We start from the raw sequence: 18,475 nt of genomic DNA on the forward strand, positions 1-18,475 counted from the left end.
AAGTGCGACCTAGGGTGAGCGACGTGGACCAGCTGACCACCGACCTCGACCAGCTCCGCATCGCCTCGCTGACATGGGGCGACCCGCGCGACACCGACGCCCCGCTCGCGATCCTGCTGCACGGCTTCCCCGACACCGCGCACACCTGGCGCCACCTCGGTCCCGTCCTGGCCGCCGAGGGCTACCGCGTCGTCGCGCCCTTCACGCGCGGCTACGGGCCCAGCGGCCTGCCCGCCGACGGCAGCTACCACGTGCCCGCGCTGATGAGCGACGTGCTCGAGCTGCACGCCGCCCTCGGCGGCGATGACCGCGCCGTACTCGTCGGGCACGACTGGGGCGCGATCACCGCCAACGGCATCGCGGCGTACGACGACAGCCCGTTCGGACGGGTCGTGTCGTTCGCGGTACCGCCGTTCCTGCTGATGAACCCGACCCGTGACGACATCGGCGGCTGGGCACGGATCCTGCCGCGGCAGCTGGCGCTGAGCTGGTACACGGTCTACAACCAGCTGCCCGCGCTTCCCGAGCGCACCTTCGACAGGCTGGTCGCGCACCTGTGGCGACGGTGGTCGCCGGGCTACGACGCGACGGCGGACCTGGCCCTCCTGGCCGCCTCGGTGCCCACGCCCGAGCGCAGAGCTGCGGTGATCGGGTACTACCGAGCGAGCGCGAGGCCGTGGCAGCTGCCGAGCCGCTACCGGCACCTCGGCGCGGCTGCGCTCGGCGGCCCCCGCGTGCCCCTGCTCTACCTCCAGGGCGCCCGCGACGGATGCCTGGACGCGCGGTGGGCGGCCCAGGTCAGCGGGCGGTTCGAGCACGGTGGCCGGGTCGCACTCGTCCCCGATGCGGGCCACTTCCTCCACCTCGAGCGCCCGGACGACGTCGGCGCGCGGATCCTCGAGTTCCTCGAGGAGGCGCGATGACCCACACCTGGGACCCCGACCGCTACCTGACGTTCGCCGACGAGCGCGGTCGTCCGTTCGTCGACCTGGTCTCCCGCATCGGGGCCGACGCCCCGGCGGCCGTCGTCGACCTCGGCTGCGGTCCCGGCAACCTGACCGCCCTCCTCCAGGACCGCTGGCCGGATGCCGACGTCTCCGGCGTCGACAGCAGCCCGGAGATGATCGCCGCCGCGCGAGCGTCGATCGACGGCGTCGGCTTCGAGGTGGGCGACGTCCGCACGTGGGCCGCTCCGCGTCCGGTCGACGTGCTCGTCTCCAACGCGACGCTCCAGTGGCTGCCGGACCACCTCGACCTGCTGCCGCGCCTGCTCGAGCAGGTGCGACCCGGAGGGTGGTTCGCCTTCCAGGTGCCCGGCAACTTCGACGAGCCCAGCCACACCCTCCGCGCCGAGCTGGCGGCCGAGGAGCCGTACGCCCTTCACACCGGCGGCGTCGCCGTACCCTCCTCGCACGACGCGGCCACCTACCTGCGCGCGCTGCAGCGGCTCGGCTGTGCGGTGGACGCGTGGGAGACGACGTACCTCCACGTCCTGCACGGTCCCGACCCGGTCTTCACCTGGATCTCCGGCACCGGCGCGCGACCGACGCTCCAAGCGCTGCCCGACGACCTGCGCCCGGGGTTCGAGGACGAGCTCAAGCGGCGGTTGCGGGCGGCGTACCCCGACGACGGGCACGGCGTCGTGCTGCCCTTCCGGCGCATCTTCGTCGTCGCGCAGAAGGCGGCGGTCGCGTCGTGAGGCTGCACCACGTCCAGGTCGCCTGCCCGCCCGGCGGCGAGGCGGACGCCCGCAGGTTCTACGCCGACGGGCTCGGCATGACGGAGGTCGCCAAGCCGGCCGCGCTGGCCGCTCGCGGCGGCGCCTGGTTCCGTGCGTACGACGGCGGCGCGATCGCCGCCGAGATCCACGTCGGCGTCGAGGATCCCTTCACGCCCGCCAGGAAGGCGCACCCGGCGCTGCTGCTGGCCTCGGTGGCCGACCTCGAGCGCACGGGCGCGCGGCTCGCGGAGCTCGGCTTCGAGGTGGACTGGCGCGAGCGCGCGTCCTTCGACGGGCACGAGCGGTTCCACGCTTTCGACGGGGCCGGCAACCGGGTGGAGGTGCTGGCCGTGGGCGGGACGACTGTCCTGGACTCGCGGACGACCGGACCGGCGCCCGTCTAGTATCGGTCGCGCACAACCTGGGGGCCCCGATCACATCTACCTATGAGGAGAGCATCGCGATGGTCTCGCGTCCTGTTGACGTACTGGTTGCCGGAGGAGGCGGATTCATCGGCGGGCACCTCGTCGCCGACCTGCTCGCGCAGGGGAAGACGGTGCGATCCGTCGACGTCAAGCCGGTCGACGAGTGGTACCAGGTCCACCCCGACGCGCAGAACGAGGTCGCGGACCTCTCCCTGCGTGAGAACGCCTTCGAGCAGACCGAAGGTGCCGCGCAGGTGTTCATGCTGGCCGCCGACATGGGCGGCATGGGCTTCATCGAGAACAACAAGGCGCTCTGCATGCTGACGGTGCTGACCAGCACCCACATGCTCGAGGCCGCGAAGGCCCACGAGGTCGAGCGCTACTTCTACTCCTCGTCGGCCTGCGTCTACGCCGCCGACAAGCAGACCGACACCGCGGTGACCGCCCTCGCCGAGGCCGACGCCTACCCGGCGATGCCCGAGGACGGCTACGGCTGGGAGAAGCTCTTCACCGAGCGGATGTGCCGCCACTTCTCCGAGGACTTCGGGATGACCACCCGGGTCGCGCGCTACCACAACGTCTACGGCCCCGAGGGCACGTGGACCGGCGGTCGCGAGAAGGCGCCGGCCGCGGTGTGCCGCAAGATCGCGACCGCGGTCATCACCGGCAACCACGAGCTCGATATCTGGGGCGACGGCGAGCAGACCCGGTCGTTCATGTACATCGACGACTGCGTCAAGGGCTCGCAGATGATCCTGGCGGGCGACCACGAGGAGCCGATCAACCTCGGCTCGGCCGAGCTGGTCTCGATCAACCAGCTCTACTCGATCGTCGAGGAGATCGCGGGCATCAAGTGCACCCGCAACTACCAGCTCGACGCTCCTCAGGGCGTGCGCGGTCGCAACTCCGACAACACCGAGATCAACCGGGTCTTCGGCTGGGAGCCGTCGATCCCGCTCGCCGACGGGATGGCGCGCACCTACGCGTGGGTCTACGACCAGGTCAAGCGCGAGCTCAGCTGAGCCGGACTGCCCGAGCGGCGTGAGACGTACGTCGCCGGACCTGGTCTTGTGGCCGCTAGTTACTCCCGAGTAACGTAGCGGCCATGAGCCAGGTCCACAGCCTCTGGAAGACCGCGTCCGGCCTGCCGGTCGTCGGCGGTGTCGGCAAGCGCGCGTTCTCGATCGCGTTCGCCCAGAAGGCGCCGTACTTCGCCTCGATCCACCCGCGCTTCACGATCGTCGAGCCCAACCACGTCGAGCTCGTCATCCCCAAGCGCCGCAGCGTGCAGAACCACATCGGCACCGTGCACGCCATCGCGCTGTGCAACGGGTTCGAGGCGGCCATGGGCGCACTGGCGGAGGTGACCATCCCCAGCGACAAGCGCTGGATCCCCAAGGGGATGGAGGTCGCCTACACCGCCAAGGCCAGCAGCGACATCACCTGCGTCGCCGAGACCGACCAGGCCCAGTGGGACACCGCCGACGGCGACCTCGAGGTCCGGGTCAAGGGCGTTCGCGACGACGGCACCGTCGTCGGCGAGGGCGTCATCCGGCTCTGGGTCACGCCCAGGTCGAAGTAGCTCAGAGCGGGTTGCAGCGGCCCAGGTTGTCGGGCTCGTGGTTGATCTGCGGCGCGAGCAGCCTGGTGAGCCGGCGGTAGGCCCACGCGGAGTGGAGGCCGATCGTGGCCTGGTCGGACTGTGAGCCGCCGGGCCCGTTGCCCCAGTCGTCGGAGCCCAGCCAGGCGCCGTACTGCGTCTCGCCGGCCTTGACCCAGGTGGCCGTCATCTCCTTGTCATGGGTGTACGCGTAGCCCGACGGCGTGCGCGTGGTGCGCCAGCAGCCGTCCTCGAACCGGGCGTGCGCCTCGCGCAGGATCCGCATGACCGGCGGAGAGATGTCGGGCCCGACGACGACGGTCAGGTGCGCGCCGCCGTGCAGCATCGTGGCCATCCGGCGCGCCAGCCAGACCCCGCGGCGGCCCTGCCAGGAGTACATCGAGACGGCCATCCGGGTGTGCGCGTCGGCGGGCATCGCCCTCAGCCGCTTGAGCACCGGGTCGTTGGCGCGCGAGATCGGCGTCGCCGGCATGAAGTAGGCGTCCCACCCCTCGCCGGAGAAGCGGCGCAGCGGGTTGCCCGGGCGGTGCCGGTCGAGGGCCGACTCCTTGAAGATCGACTGCGCGGCGTCGTACAGGTCCGGGTCGGCGAGCGTCACCATCGCGGAGTAGGCCCGCGCATCCGCGGCGTCGCTGTTGTTGTAGGAGCCGATCATCGTGACCTTCCGCGTCGCGCCGACGCGGGAGAACTGCCAGAACTTGGCGTGCATGACGGTGTTGGGGCCGTCGTGGCCGCGGGCGACGTTGTCGGTCCACACGACCCACGACCCGCGACGGCCGTGGGCGCGTCCGGCGCTGACGAGCTTGTCGAGCTTCACGCCCATGGACGACACCCCCGTCAGCGGTGAGCCGCCGGGCCCGCCGGACAGCACCGCACGGATGTCGACCCCGCGGCGGTAGGCGGCGCGCAGTGCGGGCCAGGTGACCGACGAGGCCAGGTAGAACGTCTGGATCGAGATCGTCGCCCCGCGCGGGGTGTGCCGGATGTAGGTGCGCAGCTGCCGGGCGACCTGACCGCGGTGGTGGACAGGGTCGTTCATCGACATGGCCTGCGTGATGGTGAAGCCGTCACCGCGCGGGCGGCTCTCGTCGGCGACGGCAGGAGCGGTCGTGGTGCCCGCGAGGAGGGCCAGCAGGACGGCGGCCACAGTGGTCACGCGGATCACGGTCGGGACCCTACCTGCGCGTACCCTTGTGCGGTCATGAACGCCGCTTTGCAGTCACCGGGTCTCGAGACCGGACGTCGTCCCTCCTCGACCAGCGGTGGCCCCCGCACCTACGAGGTCCGCACCTACGGGTGCCAGATGAACGTCCACGACTCCGAGCGACTCTCGGGGCTGCTGGAGGACGCGGGCTACGTGGCCGCGACCGAGGGTGACCAGGCCGACGTGGTCGTCTTCAACACCTGCGCCGTGCGGGAGAACGCCGACAACAAGCTCTACGGCAACCTCTCCCACCTGGCGCCCATCAAGGCCGCCAACCCGCACCTGCAGATCGCGGTCGGCGGCTGCCTCGCGCAGAAGGACCGCGCGACGATCACGCAGAAGGCGCCGTACGTCGACGTGGTGTTCGGCACCCACAACATCGGCTCGCTCCCGGTGCTCCTCGAACGAGCGCGCGTGCAGGAGGAGGCGCAGGTCGAGATCCTCGAGTCGCTCGAGGTGTTCCCGTCGACCCTCCCGACCAAGCGCGAGTCCGCCTACGCGGCGTGGGTGTCGGTGTCGGTCGGCTGCAACAACACCTGCACGTTCTGCATCGTGCCGAGCCTGCGCGGCAAGGAGAAGGACCGGCGACCGGGGGAGATCCTCGCGGAGGTCGAGGCGCTCGTCGCCGAGGGCGTCTCCGAGATCACGCTGCTGGGGCAGAACGTCAACAGCTACGGCGTGGAGTTCGGCGACCGCGAGGCGTTCTCCAAGCTGCTGCGCGCCTGTGGCCAGGTCGAAGGCCTCGAGCGGGTGCGCTTCACCAGCCCGCACCCGGCCGAGTTCACCGACGACGTCATCGAGGCGATGGCCGGGACGCCCAACGTCATGCCCCAGCTGCACATGCCGCTGCAGTCGGGCTCCGACCGGATGCTGAAGGCGATGCGCCGGTCCTACCGGCAGTCGAAGTACCTCGGCATCATCGAGCGGGTCCGCGCCGCCATGCCCGACGCCGCGATCACGACCGACATCATCGTGGGCTTCCCCGGCGAGACCGAGGAGGACTTCCAGGCCACCCTTGACGTGGTCCGCGCGGCCCGCTTCTCCGGCGCGTTCACCTTCCAATACTCCAAGCGGCCCGGCACCCCGGCCGCCGACCTCCCCGACCAGATCCCACCGGAGGTCGTGCGCGACCGCTACGACCGGTTGGTCGCACTCGTCAACGAGATCGCGTGGGAGGAGAACAAGCGCCTCATGGGGCGCGAGGTCGAGCTGATGGTGGCCGAGGGCGAGGGCCGCAAGGACGCCACCACGCACCGCCTCTCGGGCCGCGGCCCCGACAACCGGCTGGTGCACTTCGAGGCCGACTTCTCCGCGGTCGGCGGCGAGGCGCCCCGGCCGGGCGACCTGGTCACCGTCCGGATCTCGTACGCCGCCCCGCACCACCTCGTGGCCGACGGACCCGTCCGCGCGCTGCGGCGCACGCGGTCCGGGGATGCCTGGGCGCGGCGGGCGGGTGAGGTGGAGGAGAAGCGGTCGGTGGGCCTCGGCATGCCGGCCGTCGGCGTGCCGGCACCCCTCGCGGACGCGCCCGCCTGCGGCTGAGCCTGGGGAGGGCCCTGTAGAGGGGCCTGTGGAAGGGCGGCGACGTCGTCCGACGATCCGGGGCAGGGTTGCCGGGTGGAGGTCGTCGAGCTGCTCACCCGTCTGGGTGGTGTCGCGACCCGTGCGCAGCTGATCGACGCGACGTCGCGCCGGGAGGTCGACGGCGCCCTGGCGACCGGCGGCATCGCCGTGCTGTCCCGCGGCCGCTACGCGCTGCCGGAGCTGGATCACGCACGCGCTGTCGCCCACGGGCTGTCGGGGGTGCTCTGCCTCGCGAGCGCGGCGCTCGAGCACGGGTGGGCGGTCAAGGCGGTGCCGTCCGCGCCGCAGGTCGCGGTGCGGCCGAACCGGAAGGTTGCCGCCGGCAGGCGGGCGGGGGTCGAGGTGCGCTGGTTCGACCTCGGACCGGACGACGTCGACGGCCACCTCACCTCGCCCGACCGGACGCTGCTCGACTGCCTGCGCCACCTGCCGTTCGACGAGGCGCTCGCGATCGCCGACTCCGCGCTCCGGTCCGGATATCCGCGAGCGAGGCTGCGCGCACTCGTCCGCGACGCACGCGGCCGGGACGCGGTCCGGATGCGGCTGGTCGGTGGGTCCGCGAGCGCGGCGGCCGCGAACCCGTTCGAGTCGGTGCTGCGCGCGATCGCCCTCCCGGTGCGCGGCCTCACGCTGGTGCCGCAAGTGCCGATCTACCGGGGCGGGGTCTTCTTGGGCCGGCCGGACCTGGTGGACGAGCGGCTGCGCATCGTCGTGGAGGCCGACTCTTTCGAGTGGCACGGCGACCGGGCGGCCCTGCGCGCGGACGCCCGGCGCTACAACGCCTTCGTGACCGACGGCTGGCTGGTGCTGCGGTTCAGCTGGGAGGACGTCATGCTCGCGCCGGGCGATGTGGCGGGCGTGCTGACGGCGGCCGTAGCCGAACGGGAGCAGATGATCTGTCCGGCCTGTCGGGCCGCCTCCTGAGTCACATCGAACACAGGGGCAACAGTCCTCCCGTCTGGTTACGGTGGGGGCCATGTACCTCGAGAACGTCGTCCTCGACGCCGTCGACCCGCGCCGCCTGGGTCGGTTCTGGGAGGAGGCGCTCGGCTGCGAGCGGCTCACCGACGAGGAGGGCGGCTACGAGACCCGGCTCGCCGTCGAGGGCGGTCCGGTGCTGGACCTCTGCTTCCCGACGGTCCCCGAGGCACCGTCCGCTCCGGGGCGGGTCCGGCTGGTCGTCGAGCCGACCACCGAGCCGCCGGCCGTGCTGACCGCCATCCAGCTCGACTCGGCCGACCCCGCGCGTGACGTGGAGTTCTGGGCCTGGCTGACGGGCTGGGAGAGGGTCGCCGGAGCCGCGGCCCCCACGCTGCGGCACCCCTCGGGGCGGGGCGCCGTGCTCGAGCTGTGCCCGGAGCCGGTCGCCAAGGGCGAGGGCAAGAACCCGGTGCACCTCGACGTCCGACTCGAGCCGGGCGAGGAGCCCGACGGGGTCGCGGCCTCGATCGCGGAGCGTGGCGGCGCGCCGTTGCACCGACCCGAGTGGGGCGAGCTGCCCTGGCGTTCCTACACCGACCCGTCGGGCAACGAGTTCTGCGTGCTCCCCGCGCCCACGGCCTGAGGGGGTGTCCCCGGCGGGGCCTAGCGTCGCCACCATGACCGACTTCCTCGCCCTCCACCGTCCCGGCGAACCGCTCCTCATGCCGAACGCGTTCGATGCCGGCTCGGCGAAGATCCTGGCGGCGATGGGCTTCGCGGCGCTGGCGACGACCAGCAGCGGGCACGCGGCGACCCTCGGGCTTCGCGACGGCGAGGTCGGGCGTGACGAGGCGATCGCCCACGCGGCGGCGCTGATGCGGGCAGCGGGAGTGCCCGTGAGCGCCGACCTCGAGAACGGCTTCGCCGATGCCCCCGAGGACGTGGCCGCGACGGTGCGCCTGGCGCGCGAGGCCGGTCTGGCCGGCTGCTCGGTGGAGGACGCGACCGGCGACGCCGGTGCGCCGATCCACGACGCGGCCCACGCGCGTGACCGGGTGGCGGCCGCTGCCGAGGCGGCGGGCGACCTTGTGCTGACCGCCCGGGCCGAGAATCACCTCTACGACCGCGCCGACCTGGCCGACACGATCGCGCGCCTGCAGTCCTTCCAGGAGGCGGGTGCCGACGTGCTCTACGCGCCGGGCCTGCGTGACCTCGACGAGATCGCGACGCTCTGCCGCGAGGTCGATCGGCCCGTCAACGTGCTGCTGCTCCCGGGCGGTCCCGACGTCGCTCGGCTCGCCGAGGTCGGCGTCGCCCGGATCTCCGTCGGCGGCGCCTTCACGTTCAACGCCTACTCCGGCCTGGTCGCCGCGGCCGAGGACCTTCTCGCCGGCAGCGCGGCCTACCTCGACCGCCTCGGCCCCGGCCGGGCGGCCTTCGACCGCGCCACGCGCCGGTGAGGATGGCAGGATCGGCCGGGTGCCTGCTGACGCTCCCACGATCCTGGCCACCTCGGGTGGCGCCCTCCCTTCCCAGCGCACCCGCTGGACCGTCGGTCCGCTGACCCGTCACGCGGTCGATCTGGCCGGGGTCGACGGCCGGGCCCCGAAGGTGTGCTTCCTCGCCACTGCCTGCGGTGACAACCCCCAGGTCGTCCGGGACTTCTACGACATGGCGCAAACAGCCGGCTTCCACGGCTCGCACCTGCAGCTCTTCACGATGCCCAACGTCGACGACGTCCGCGGGCTGCTCCTCGAGCAGGACGTGATCTGGGTCTGGGGCGGCAGCGTCGCGGGCCTGCTCGCGATGTGGGAGCTGCACGGCGTCGGCGACGTCCTGCGTGAGGCGTGGCAGGCCGGCGTCGTGCTGACCGGCGTCTCCGCGGGCTCGATCTGCTGGCACGTCGGCGGCACGACCGACTCCTTCGGGCCCGACCTCCGCCCGATCACCAACGGCCTCGCGCTGGTGCCGTTCTCCAACGGCGTCCACTACGACTCCGAGGAGCAGCGCCGTCCGCTCTTCCACTCGCTGGTCGCCGACGGCACCCTGCCCACCGGCTACGCGACCGACGACGGCGTCGGGGTGCTCTACCGCGGCACGGAGTACGCCGGCGCGTTCACCGAGAAGCGCGACAAGGCCGCCTACCTGGTCGAGCGAGGTCCCGACGGCGCCGTCGAGACCAGGCTCGACACCACGCTCCTCGTGTGATGGATCCGTTTCTCGCCGCGGGCGCGTCGCTCGAGCCGCTGGAGGGCGGCTGGTCGGGCGAGACGTTCGTGGCCGATGCGGGCGGGGAGCGCACCGTCGTCCGCATCTACGTCGACCCGCGCCATCCCGAGCATGCCGCCGAGATCACCGCCTCCCTGCTGCGGCTGGTGCGCGGCCTGCTGCCGGTGCCGAAGGTCAGGGAGGTGCGCCGGGTCGATCCGGAGGCCGGCCTGCCCGCCCTGCTCGTGACCGAGCTGCTGCCCGGGACCCGGGGCGACCTGCTCCTCCCCACGCTCGACCCGGCGGGACAACGCCGGATGGGGGAGGCGGTCGGCGAGGTCGCGGCGGTGCTGGCCGGGATGCCCACCCTCCGGGCAGGGGCGTACGCCGACGGCGACCTGACGATCGAGCCGTTCCCTGCCGGCGGGCCGACCTGGGTGGAGCTGCACCGCGGGTCCCTCGCGGAGCACGGCTGGTCGGCCGCGGACCTCGATGCGCTGGCCGCGCACTTCGACCGGGCGCAGGACCTCCTCGACACGGTCGGCCGCACCAGCCTGGTGCACTCCGACCTCAACCCGAAGAACCTGCTGCTCGACCCCGGCACCCTCGAGGTGACCGGCGTGCTCGACTGGGAGTTCGCCCACAGCGGCCACCCGTTCACCGACCTCGGCAACCTGTTGCGCTTCGACAGGCAGCCGGCCTACGTCGAGGGGGTCCTCGCGTCGTGGCGGGCCCGCCACGGCACCGGGCCGGACGAGGCCCGCGCCCTCGCGGCGGCCGCCGACCTCTACGCCCTCGTCGAGCTGGCCTCCCGGGCGGGCAGCAACCCGGTCGCGACCCGGGCGGCGGAGCAGCTGCGGGCCGTCGTACGGGCATGAAAGGGCCGCCCGGGCCGAGCGACCCCCCGATCTGCTCGGCCCGGACGGCGGTCTCTCTCCCCCGTCCGCCCGACCGAGCGGCCCCCCAGGTCCGCTCGGTCGGGCGTCACGCCCCCTCTGTGATGAAAGTCAGACGGCCGACAGGTGCGACCGGCGCCGACCGAGCGTCCCCGGGACGCGCTCGGCCGGGTCGGTCGTCCCGCCGTCCACCGGAGTCCGAGCGGCCCCCCAGCTCGGCTCGGACTCCGGTGGCGGGGCCACGGTCACGTCTCGCTCTCGGAGCAAGCGGGACGTGCGGGTCATGCGGAGCATCAGCGTCGCCGCAGGCGTGACAGCTCCGGAGAGGTAGGTCGACAGCCGCGAGGGCGAGGTGCCGGCCCACTGGGCGAACTGGCGCTGGCTGACCCCGCTGGCCTCGACCAGGCGGCGTACCTGCTCGGCGACCTGCTCGCGCTCGCGCTCCCTGTGCTGCCCTCGGCACAGGTCGGCGGCGCGCTCGATGGCCAGCCCGGCCTGGGGTCGGTCGACCTGGTCGGCCAGGCCCGCGAGGTGCGCGGCGTAGGGCGACCACGGGTTGGCCGCGATCATCGCGAGGTGGTGGCGCCACTCGAGCACGCTGCCGGTGTCGATCAGGCCCAGCAGCTCGGCGCGGGTGCGGACCAGCGGCAGGAACTCGTCGGGCTCGACGCCCTCCAGGAGCAACGCGGCTGCCGCATCGATGCTGCGCGCGGCGACGGGATGCCCGGCGGCGCCGACCATTCGCCGGATCGCGACCGTGGTGAGCGGGAAGGTGGGGTCGGGCTCGACGAACCGCGCCGTGCGGTGCTGGACCGCTGCCAGTCGCGGCGAGCCCAGGCGGTCGGCCAGGCCGGCGAGGGCCACGAAGTCGAGGGCGTCGCCGAACGCGGCGATGCCGACCAGGTTGGAGAGGACGCCGCAGTTGACGGCGGCCTTGGGGTTGGTGCCGTGCCGCTCGAGCAGGCCGACGTAACGCGTCCATCCGACGCCGTGCTCGTCGGTCAGCCTGGGGGCGCGGGCCAGCACCGACGCGACGACGCGGTGGTAGACGGCCGCGGGCTCCTGGGCATCGGCCGCCCGGCCGAAACGGGTGAGGAGCTCGGTCACGTCCGCGGAGGGCGGGGACCACGTCTCCGGGGCCGCATCGGCGCGCGCCCGGTAGTCCGCCAGGGAGGTGGGCTGCGGCAGACGGTCGGCGTCCGGGTGGGACGACGGTGTCGACATAGCGCCTCCTCCGTGGTGTGCGGGCGACCCTCCTGGTCGCCGCGTTCACCCACCAAGACGGGCGGATCAGGCGAACATCACGCGATTCTCGGAATTTCTCGACTTTTCTCCGAACAGGCATCATGTTGGACATTCCGGCTCGTTGAGCGGGAGACGCACGGGGGGTGCGCCGGGTGCCCCCTGCCGTCCGACCGAGGCCACCCGATGAACCCACTCCCTCCCCGCGAAGGCGACGACGCTGCCGCCGCGCTGCTCGAGCGCGCCCGCGAGGGAGACAGCGAGGCCTTCGGCGAGCTCTACGCCCTGGAGGTCGGGGCGGCGCGCCGGCTGGCCGGCATCCTGGTCGGCAACGACAAGGCCGACGAGCTGGTCGCGGAGTCGTTCGCCAAGGTGCTCGCCCAGCTCAAGGCCGGCCGCGGGCCGACCGACGACTTCCGCGCCTACCTGCACGTCACGATCCGCAACGGCTACCGCGACGGGATCCGCGCAGTGCAGGAGTCGCCGTCGTCCGACCAGCCCTGGCTGCTCGACGACGTGCTCCCGCCGGTCGAGGAGATCGTCGAGGACCTCGACCGCGACGTCGCGGTCTCCGCACTGGCCACGCTCCCGAAGTCGTGGCAGCAGGTGTTGTGGCACCTCGAGGTCGAGGGCCGCAAGCCCGCCGAGGTCGCGGGCCTGCTCGACATGGAGGCCGGCGCGGTCTCCTCGCTGGCCTACCGCGCCCGCGAGGGCCTGAAGCGCGCCTACCTCGACCAGCACCTGCTCCCCGCGAGCGGCGGTGCGTGCGGGTGGACGCAGCAGCGCATGAGCCAGTACGTCCGGGGCGACCTCAGTCCGCGTGCCGAGGCCAAGGTCGCCGCGCACCTCGACGGCTGCGAGGCGTGCAGCACGGCGTACGTCGCCGTCGACCGCGTCAACCAGAAGCTCGCCGCCTGGCTGTTCCCGGTCGTGCTGTGGGGCATCACCGGTGCGAAGAAGGGCGGGCTGCTGTGGTTCGCCGCGGCCGGGGGAGCGGGTGCCGGCGGTGCCGCCGGGAGCACGACGTCCGGCGGCTCGGGCCCGGCGGCCGGACCGAACCCCGTGCTCATCGGCGCGGCGGCGACGGTCGTCGCCGCCGGGATCGTGGGCGGTGCCGCGCTCGCGCTCACCGCGGGCGGGGGGAGCGACCGCCCCGACGCCGGCACCCGGCCTGCCGTCGGGACCTCCTCGCCACAGGGACCGGGCGCGACCGCCACGAAGCCGGCCGACCAGGCGCCGCCGCCCCCGCCGCCCACCCGTACCACGCCGTCGCCGGATCCGGTGGTGATCGCGACCGTCCCGCCGACGTACACGCTCCCGACGCCGACCCCGACGCCCACACCGACGCCGACTCCTACGCCGACGCCGACTCCCACGCCGACTCCGACTCCTACGCCGACGCCGACCCCGACGCCGACCCCGACCCCCACGCCTACGCCCACGCCCACCACCCCGGTGCCGGTCGCGGCCGGCCTGTCGACGGTGACGGTGGTCGAGGCCCCTGACGGCGGTCCTGCGCGCGGACCCTTCGAGGTGACGGTCGCGGCGACCGCGACGGGCGACGGTCCCGCCGAGCTGACGGTGCACCTCGACCTCGACGACGTGTGGGTCGTCTCGGACCTCACCGGCGCGGGCGCGTGGCAGTGCGGGCTCCTGGTCGAGGCCGGCATGTCGCTGACCGACTACGTCACCTGCACCCACGACTACGACGGCACGCCGGTGCCGCCGCTCGTGCTGCGCACCGAGGCACCGATGCCCACCGGGCCCGCGGTGAAGCCGCACGGCGCGGCGACGCTGGAGGTTGACGGCGCGCCGGGCGATCCCGGCTCGGCGACCTTCTAGCGACTAGAACCCGAAGTGGGTCAGCGGCGGCACCCGGCCCGACCGCAACGCCTCGAGCACGACCTTCTCGTGCGGCACGACCGGGTCGGGCAGTGCGTCGAGCGCGAACCACCGCAGGTCTGCGCACTTCGCGGTCTCGACGATGCGCGGTTCGCCGGTCCAGGACCGAGCCGCGAAGAAGAAGTCGACCCGCTCGTCGATCGGCAGGTCGTGCGCGGTGCGTTGCATCGCGGTGAGGAAGAGGAGGTCGACGTCGGTGACGTCGACCTCCTCCTCGGCCTCGCGCCGGGCGGCCTGCTCGGCGGTCTCGCCGCGCTCGACGTGACCGGCCGCGGCAGCGGCCCAGTGCTCGTCCATGTAGCCGGTGCCGCGGCGCAGCTGCAGCAGCACCTCGGTGCTGCTGCCGGTCTCACGCAGGAAGAAGACGTAGGACGCCGGCACGATCACGAAGCGCTCCGCGCCCGTGCTGGGGTCCCGGATCGTCACTTGATGTCGTCGTCCTTGCCGTCGAGGCCGTCGAGCGCGTCCTTGGCCTTGTCGACGCCGGTGTCGATCTTGTCGCCGAACTTGCCGCCGGTCTTGTCGTCCACCAGGTCGGCGGCCTTGTCCAGGCCGTCGGCGATCTTGTCGCCCTGGCTGTCGACCGCGTCGCCCAGCTTGTCCTTGGCCTTGTCGAAGAAGCCCACGAGAAACCCCCTGTTGTCGTGACGGCCGCCGTACGGGCCGCCTGTCGTGCACCCTATCCCTGTTGAGAGACTGGCCCCATGGCCGAGGGCAGCGCCCCGACGCCGACGGAGACGCCGATCGTGGCGATCGTCGGTCCGACCGCCGCGGGCAAGACCAGCCTCTCCCTCGAGCTCGCGGAGCGGCTCGGGGGAGAGGTCGTGAACACCGACGCGATGCAGCTCTACCGCGGCATGGACATCGGCACGGCGAAGCTGCCCCCAGCCGAGCGCCGCGGCATCCCGCACCACCTGCTCGACCGGCTCGAGGTGAGCGAGCCGGCCACGGTCGCGGAGTTCCAGGGATGGGCGCGCGAGGTGATCGCGTCGCTGCGCGCGGACGGCCGGGCGCCGGTGCTGGTGGGCGGGTCCGCGCTCTACACGCGCGCCGTGCTCGACCGCTTCGACTTCCCCGGCACCGACCCCGCGCTCCGCGCGAAGTGGGAGGCAGAGCTCGACGCGCGCGGGGCGGCACCGCTGCACGCCCTCCTCGCCGAGCGCGACCCCGAGGCCGCCGCACGCATCCAGCCCGACAACGGGCGCCGCGTGGTGCGCGCGCTCGAGGTCATCGAGCTGACCGGCCGGCCGTTCTCCGCGACCCTGCCGCGGCAGGAGTACGTCGAGCCCGCGACGGTCCAGGTCGGCGTACGCATCGATCGTGCGCTCCTCGAGCAGCGCATCGAGGCGCGGGTGGCGGAGATGTTCGCGGCCGGCCTCGTCGAGGAGGTCGAGAGGTTGCTCGACGAGGGCCTGGCCGACGGGCGTACGGCGTCGCGCGCGATCGGCTACCAGCAGGTGATGACGCACCTGGCCGGCGAGCTCAGCCTGGCCGAGGCGCAGGAGCGCACGGTGATCGCGACGCGGCAGTTCGCCCGGCGGCAGATGGCGTGGTGGAAGGACGACCCGCGGATCACCTGGGTCGAGCACGACGCCCCCGACCGGGTCGAGCAAGCGCTGTCCAGCATCGTGTCGGAGGTCCGGTCCACGATGGGTGCATGACCCGGCTCATCTACTACACGGCCACCACGCTCGACGGCTTCATCGCCGACCCCGACGACTCGCTCGACTGGTTGATGCGGCAGGACCAGGACGAGCACGGCCCGCTCAACTACGACGACTTCATCAAGGGCATCGGCGCCATCGTGATGGGCGCGACGACCTACGAGTGGATCCTGCGCCACCACCCCGGCGAGTGGTTCTACCCGATGCCCGCGTGGGTGATGACGCACCGCGACCTCCCGGCGCCGACGGTCGAGGCCGACATCCGGTTCGCGCAGGGCGACGTCCGGGAGGTCCACGACGCCATGGCCGCCGCGGCCGACGGCAAGGACCTCTGGGTGGTCGGTGGCGGCGAGCTCGTGGGGCAGCTCGCCGACGCGGGCCTCCTCGACGAGGTGATCACCTACATCGCACCCGTCACCCTCGGCGCCGGCCGGCCGATCCTTCCGCGCCGCTACGACCTCGAGCTCGTCGAGGCCACGCAGAACAAGGCGTTCATCGCCGCGCGCTACCGGTTCGTGGGTCTGCTCGCGGAGGACCGGGGCACCTCCGGTTGAGGCCTCGACAACCTGCGCGTCGCGGAGGAAGGTGAGGAGAGTTCCTATCTCGGGAGGATCGATGCTTCGTCGTACCACCGCGCTGCTCGCCTGCGGCGCGCTCTCCGCCTCGCTGCTCGGGGCGACCGCCACCACCACGGAGGCCGCACCCCAGGTGGCTCAGCGACACTCGCCACCGAAGAACCCGGTCGCCGTCGGCCGGGGCGGCGCGGTGAGCTCGGTCGACCCCGACGCCTCGCAGGTCGGTCTCGACGTGCTCGCCCGGGGCGGCAACGCCGTCGACGCCGCGGTCGCGACCGCCGCCGCGCTGGGCGTCACCGAGCCGTTCAGCGCTGGCATCGGGGGCGGCGGCTACTTCGTCTACCGGGACGGGCGGACCGGAGAGGTGAACACGATCGACGGCCGCGAGACCGCGCCTGCCGCCATGGAGCACGACGCGTTCATCGATCCCGCCACCGGCCAGCCCTACCCGTTCACGCCGCAGCTGGTGACGAGCGGTGTGTCGGTCGGGGTGCCCGGCACCGCGGCGACGTGGTCGAAGGCGCTGCGCCGCTGGGGCACCTTCTCCCTGAGCGACGCGCTGACGCCGGCCGCCCGACTGGCGCGCCGCGGGTTCGTCGTCGACCCGACCTTCCGCCTGCAGACGAAGGAGAACGCCCTCCGCTTCCGCACGTTCGAGCCGACGTTCGACCTCTACCTCGACCACGGCCTCCCGGTGGTCGGCAGCCGGTTCCGCAACCCCGACCTGGCGCGCACCTACGAGCGACTCGGCCGGCGCGGCGTCGGCTGGCTCTACCGGGGCCGGCTCGGCCGGGAGATCGCGGCCAACGTGCAGGACCCGCCGCTCAGCGGCCGCACCGACCTGCCGGCGCCGCCGGGCAGCATGACGACCGCCGACCTGGCCGGCTACCGCGCGCTCGTGCAGGCGCCGACCCACGTCGACTACCGCGGTTACGACGTCTACGGCATGGCGCCCTCGTCCTCGGGCGGCACGACGGTGGGGGAGTCGCTCGACATCCTCGAGCAGTTCGACCTCTCGGGGATGCGCCGCCGCGACGTGCTGCACCACTACCTCGAGGCGACCGCACTGGCCTTCGCCGACCGGGCGGAGTACGTCGGCGACCCGGCCTACGTCGACGTGCCGACCGACGACCTGCTCAGTGACGGGTTCGCGGCGGAGCGCGCGTGCCGGATCGACCCCGACCACGCGGCCGCCAAGCCCGTGCCGCCGGGTGACGTGACCTCCTACGACGGCGACTGCGCGACCGGCGGGCGCGACCTGGCCGGCACCGAGCGACCCGACACCGAGAACCTGTCGACCACCCACCTGGCCGTGGTCGACCGGTGGGGCAACGCGGTGTCCTACACGCTGACCATCGAGCAGACGGGTGGCTCGGGCATCGTCGTGCCGGGGCGGGGCTTCCTGCTCAACAACGAGCTCACCGACTTCACCGCCGTCTACGACCCCGACGACCCCAACCGGATCGAGCCCGGCAAGCGGCCGCGCAGCTCGATGTCGCCGACGATCGTGACCCGCGACGGCCGGCCGGTGTTGGTGATCGGCTCGCCCGGCGGGTCCACGATCATCACGACGGTGCTCCAGGTGCTGCTCAACCGTCTCGACCTGGGGATGAGCCTGCCCGACGCGATCGCCGCGCCCCGCGCCTCCCAGCGCAACACGAGCACGGTGACCGCGGAGCAGGCCTTCATCGACCAGTGGGGCACGAAGCTCGGCCGCTACGGGCACCAGTTCACGGTCGCCGGTCCGCCCGGCTCGTCGTCGGCGGAGATCGGGGCGGTGGAGGCGATCGAGATCGGGCCGCACGGGCGGCTGACCGCCGCTGCGGAGCCGACCCGCCGCGGGGGCGGCGCGGCCTACGTCCTGCGTCCTACCCTGAGCAGGTGACCTGGACCGAGATCACCGACGACGCAGCCCTGACCGCCCTCCTCGGCGAGGCGGGCGCCGCCGCTCGCGACAAGGAACGCGCGGAGCTGGCCGACGTCGACCGCGACTGGCTCGCCGCGGCGCCGTTCTGCATGGTCGCGACCTCCGACTCCGCAGGCAACGTCGACGTCTCCCCGAAGGGCGACCCTCCGGGCAGCCTGGTGCACGTCGTCGACGACCGCACGATCGCGCTCGCCGAACGGCCGGGCAACCGCCGGGCCGACGGCTACCGCAACATCCTCCAGAACCCGCACGTCGGGCTGAACTTCCTGATCCCCGGCCGCGGCGACTCGCTGCGCATCAACGGCCGGGCGCGGCTGGTCGGCGAGGCGCCGTTCTTCGACGAGATGGTCGTCAAGGGGCACCGGCCGGTGCTCGCGATCGTGGTCGACATCGACACCGTGTTCTTCCACTGCGCGAAGGCGTTCCTTCGCTCGCAGCTGTGGAAGCCCGAGACCTGGGACCCGACCGGCATCGTGCCGCGGCGGGCCGTGGTCTCCCACCGGATGGAGAAGCGCGACCAGAGCATCGAGGAGCTCGACGCCTACTACGGTCCGGCCTACGAGGAGGGTCTCTACAAGGGCTGACG

Annotated in this window: 20 protein-coding genes; 16 read left to right on the forward strand and 4 right to left on the reverse strand. The window is 72.9% G+C overall.

Annotated elements, in window-relative coordinates; translation table 11 throughout:
• Positions 1-23 precede the first annotated feature (23 nt).
• From ACAX67_RS05085 to ACAX67_RS05105, 5 genes are all read left to right on the forward strand, one after another.
• Complete coding sequence (locus ACAX67_RS05085) at positions 24-923, forward strand: alpha/beta fold hydrolase (protein WP_370702727.1); 900 nt, start codon at positions 24-26, stop codon at positions 921-923.
• Positions 920-1,699, forward strand: coding sequence for a methyltransferase domain-containing protein (locus ACAX67_RS05090; protein WP_370702728.1), 780 nt, complete (start codon positions 920-922; stop codon positions 1,697-1,699). Before ACAX67_RS05085 ends, ACAX67_RS05090 begins: the two co-directional genes overlap by 4 nt.
• Positions 1,696-2,124: a VOC family protein gene (locus ACAX67_RS05095; RefSeq protein ID WP_370702729.1), complete on the forward strand. Its 429-nt coding sequence runs from the start codon at positions 1,696-1,698 to the stop codon at positions 2,122-2,124. Before ACAX67_RS05090 ends, ACAX67_RS05095 begins: the two co-directional genes overlap by 4 nt.
• Positions 2,125-2,183: 59 nt before the next feature.
• Positions 2,184-3,167, forward strand: a complete 984-nt coding sequence (locus ACAX67_RS05100; RefSeq protein ID WP_370702730.1) for an NAD-dependent epimerase/dehydratase family protein — start codon at positions 2,184-2,186, stop codon at positions 3,165-3,167.
• 83 nt (positions 3,168-3,250) lie between these two features.
• Positions 3,251-3,727, forward strand: coding sequence for a hotdog fold domain-containing protein (locus ACAX67_RS05105; RefSeq protein ID WP_370702731.1), 477 nt, complete (start codon positions 3,251-3,253; stop codon positions 3,725-3,727).
• 1 nt (position 3,728) lies between these two features.
• On the opposite strand, the gene ACAX67_RS05110 is transcribed toward ACAX67_RS05105, so the two are convergent.
• Positions 3,729-4,922, reverse strand: coding sequence for a phospholipase D-like domain-containing protein (locus tag ACAX67_RS05110; protein WP_370702732.1), 1,194 nt, complete (start codon positions 4,920-4,922; stop codon positions 3,729-3,731).
• Between the two features lie 45 nt (positions 4,923-4,967).
• On the opposite strand from ACAX67_RS05110, the gene miaB reads away from it, so the two are divergent.
• The 6 genes from miaB (at position 4,968) to ACAX67_RS05140 (ending at position 10,561) form a co-directional block, all read left to right on the forward strand.
• Positions 4,968-6,512 (forward strand): tRNA (N6-isopentenyl adenosine(37)-C2)-methylthiotransferase MiaB, encoded by a 1,545-nt coding sequence (miaB, locus tag ACAX67_RS05115; protein ID WP_370702733.1) that lies wholly within the window; start codon positions 4,968-4,970, stop codon positions 6,510-6,512.
• Between the two features lie 75 nt (positions 6,513-6,587).
• Entirely contained in the window at positions 6,588-7,478 is an 891-nt protein-coding gene (locus tag ACAX67_RS05120; protein ID WP_370702734.1) for a DUF559 domain-containing protein, read from the forward strand.
• Between the two features lie 52 nt (positions 7,479-7,530).
• Positions 7,531-8,118, forward strand: a complete 588-nt coding sequence (locus tag ACAX67_RS05125) for a VOC family protein (protein WP_370702735.1) — start codon at positions 7,531-7,533, stop codon at positions 8,116-8,118.
• A 34-nt stretch (positions 8,119-8,152) separates the two neighbouring features.
• The gene (locus ACAX67_RS05130) at positions 8,153-8,935 is read left to right on the forward strand and encodes an isocitrate lyase/PEP mutase family protein (RefSeq protein ID WP_370702736.1); all 783 of its coding nucleotides are present in this window, start codon (positions 8,153-8,155) and stop codon (positions 8,933-8,935) included.
• Positions 8,936-8,954: 19 nt separating this feature from the next.
• Entirely contained in the window at positions 8,955-9,683 is a 729-nt protein-coding gene (locus tag ACAX67_RS05135) for a Type 1 glutamine amidotransferase-like domain-containing protein (RefSeq protein ID WP_370702737.1), read from the forward strand.
• Positions 9,683-10,561: a phosphotransferase family protein gene (locus tag ACAX67_RS05140; protein WP_370703640.1), complete on the forward strand. Its 879-nt coding sequence runs from the start codon at positions 9,683-9,685 to the stop codon at positions 10,559-10,561. Before ACAX67_RS05135 ends, ACAX67_RS05140 begins: the two co-directional genes overlap by 1 nt.
• Positions 10,562-10,690: 129 nt before the next feature.
• Here the strand turns inward: ACAX67_RS05140 and ACAX67_RS05145 are convergent, their stop codons facing one another.
• Positions 10,691-11,803 (reverse strand): helix-turn-helix domain-containing protein, encoded by a 1,113-nt coding sequence (locus tag ACAX67_RS05145; RefSeq protein ID WP_370702738.1) that lies wholly within the window; start codon positions 11,801-11,803, stop codon positions 10,691-10,693.
• Positions 11,804-12,007: 204 nt separating this feature from the next.
• Here ACAX67_RS05145 and ACAX67_RS05150 point away from each other — a divergent pair, with 204 nt between their 5' ends.
• Positions 12,008-13,663: a sigma-70 family RNA polymerase sigma factor gene (locus ACAX67_RS05150; RefSeq protein WP_370702739.1), complete on the forward strand. Its 1,656-nt coding sequence runs from the start codon at positions 12,008-12,010 to the stop codon at positions 13,661-13,663.
• A 3-nt stretch (positions 13,664-13,666) separates the two neighbouring features.
• Here ACAX67_RS05150 and ACAX67_RS05155 read toward each other — a convergent pair whose 3' ends face one another.
• Both ACAX67_RS05155 and ACAX67_RS05160 read right to left on the reverse strand, forming a co-directional pair.
• Positions 13,667-14,149 (reverse strand): NUDIX hydrolase, encoded by a 483-nt coding sequence (locus ACAX67_RS05155; protein ID WP_370702740.1) that lies wholly within the window; start codon positions 14,147-14,149, stop codon positions 13,667-13,669.
• The gene (locus tag ACAX67_RS05160) at positions 14,146-14,349 is read right to left on the reverse strand and encodes an antitoxin (protein WP_370702741.1); all 204 of its coding nucleotides are present in this window, start codon (positions 14,347-14,349) and stop codon (positions 14,146-14,148) included. The genes ACAX67_RS05155 and ACAX67_RS05160 overlap by 4 nt, the downstream gene beginning before the upstream one ends.
• A gap of 78 nt (positions 14,350-14,427) precedes the next feature.
• Between ACAX67_RS05160 and miaA the strand changes: the two genes are divergently transcribed.
• From miaA to ACAX67_RS05180, 4 genes are all read left to right on the forward strand, one after another.
• Positions 14,428-15,384: a tRNA (adenosine(37)-N6)-dimethylallyltransferase MiaA gene (gene miaA, locus ACAX67_RS05165; protein ID WP_370702742.1), complete on the forward strand. Its 957-nt coding sequence runs from the start codon at positions 14,428-14,430 to the stop codon at positions 15,382-15,384.
• Positions 15,381-15,941, forward strand: a complete 561-nt coding sequence (locus ACAX67_RS05170; protein WP_370702743.1) for a dihydrofolate reductase family protein — start codon at positions 15,381-15,383, stop codon at positions 15,939-15,941. Before miaA ends, ACAX67_RS05170 begins: the two co-directional genes overlap by 4 nt.
• Before the next feature lie 61 nt (positions 15,942-16,002).
• The gene (gene ggt / locus ACAX67_RS05175; RefSeq protein WP_370702744.1) at positions 16,003-17,847 is read left to right on the forward strand and encodes a gamma-glutamyltransferase; all 1,845 of its coding nucleotides are present in this window, start codon (positions 16,003-16,005) and stop codon (positions 17,845-17,847) included.
• Positions 17,844-18,473 carry an MSMEG_1061 family FMN-dependent PPOX-type flavoprotein gene (locus tag ACAX67_RS05180; RefSeq protein WP_370702745.1) on the forward strand — a complete coding sequence of 210 codons (630 nt, stop codon included), beginning with the start codon at positions 17,844-17,846 and terminating at the stop codon, positions 18,471-18,473. Before ggt ends, ACAX67_RS05180 begins: the two co-directional genes overlap by 4 nt.
• The last annotated feature ends 2 nt before the right edge of the window (positions 18,474-18,475 follow it).

The organism is Nocardioides candidus (assembly GCF_041321175.1).
In the GTDB taxonomy this organism is placed as follows: domain Bacteria; phylum Actinomycetota; class Actinomycetes; order Propionibacteriales; family Nocardioidaceae; genus Nocardioides.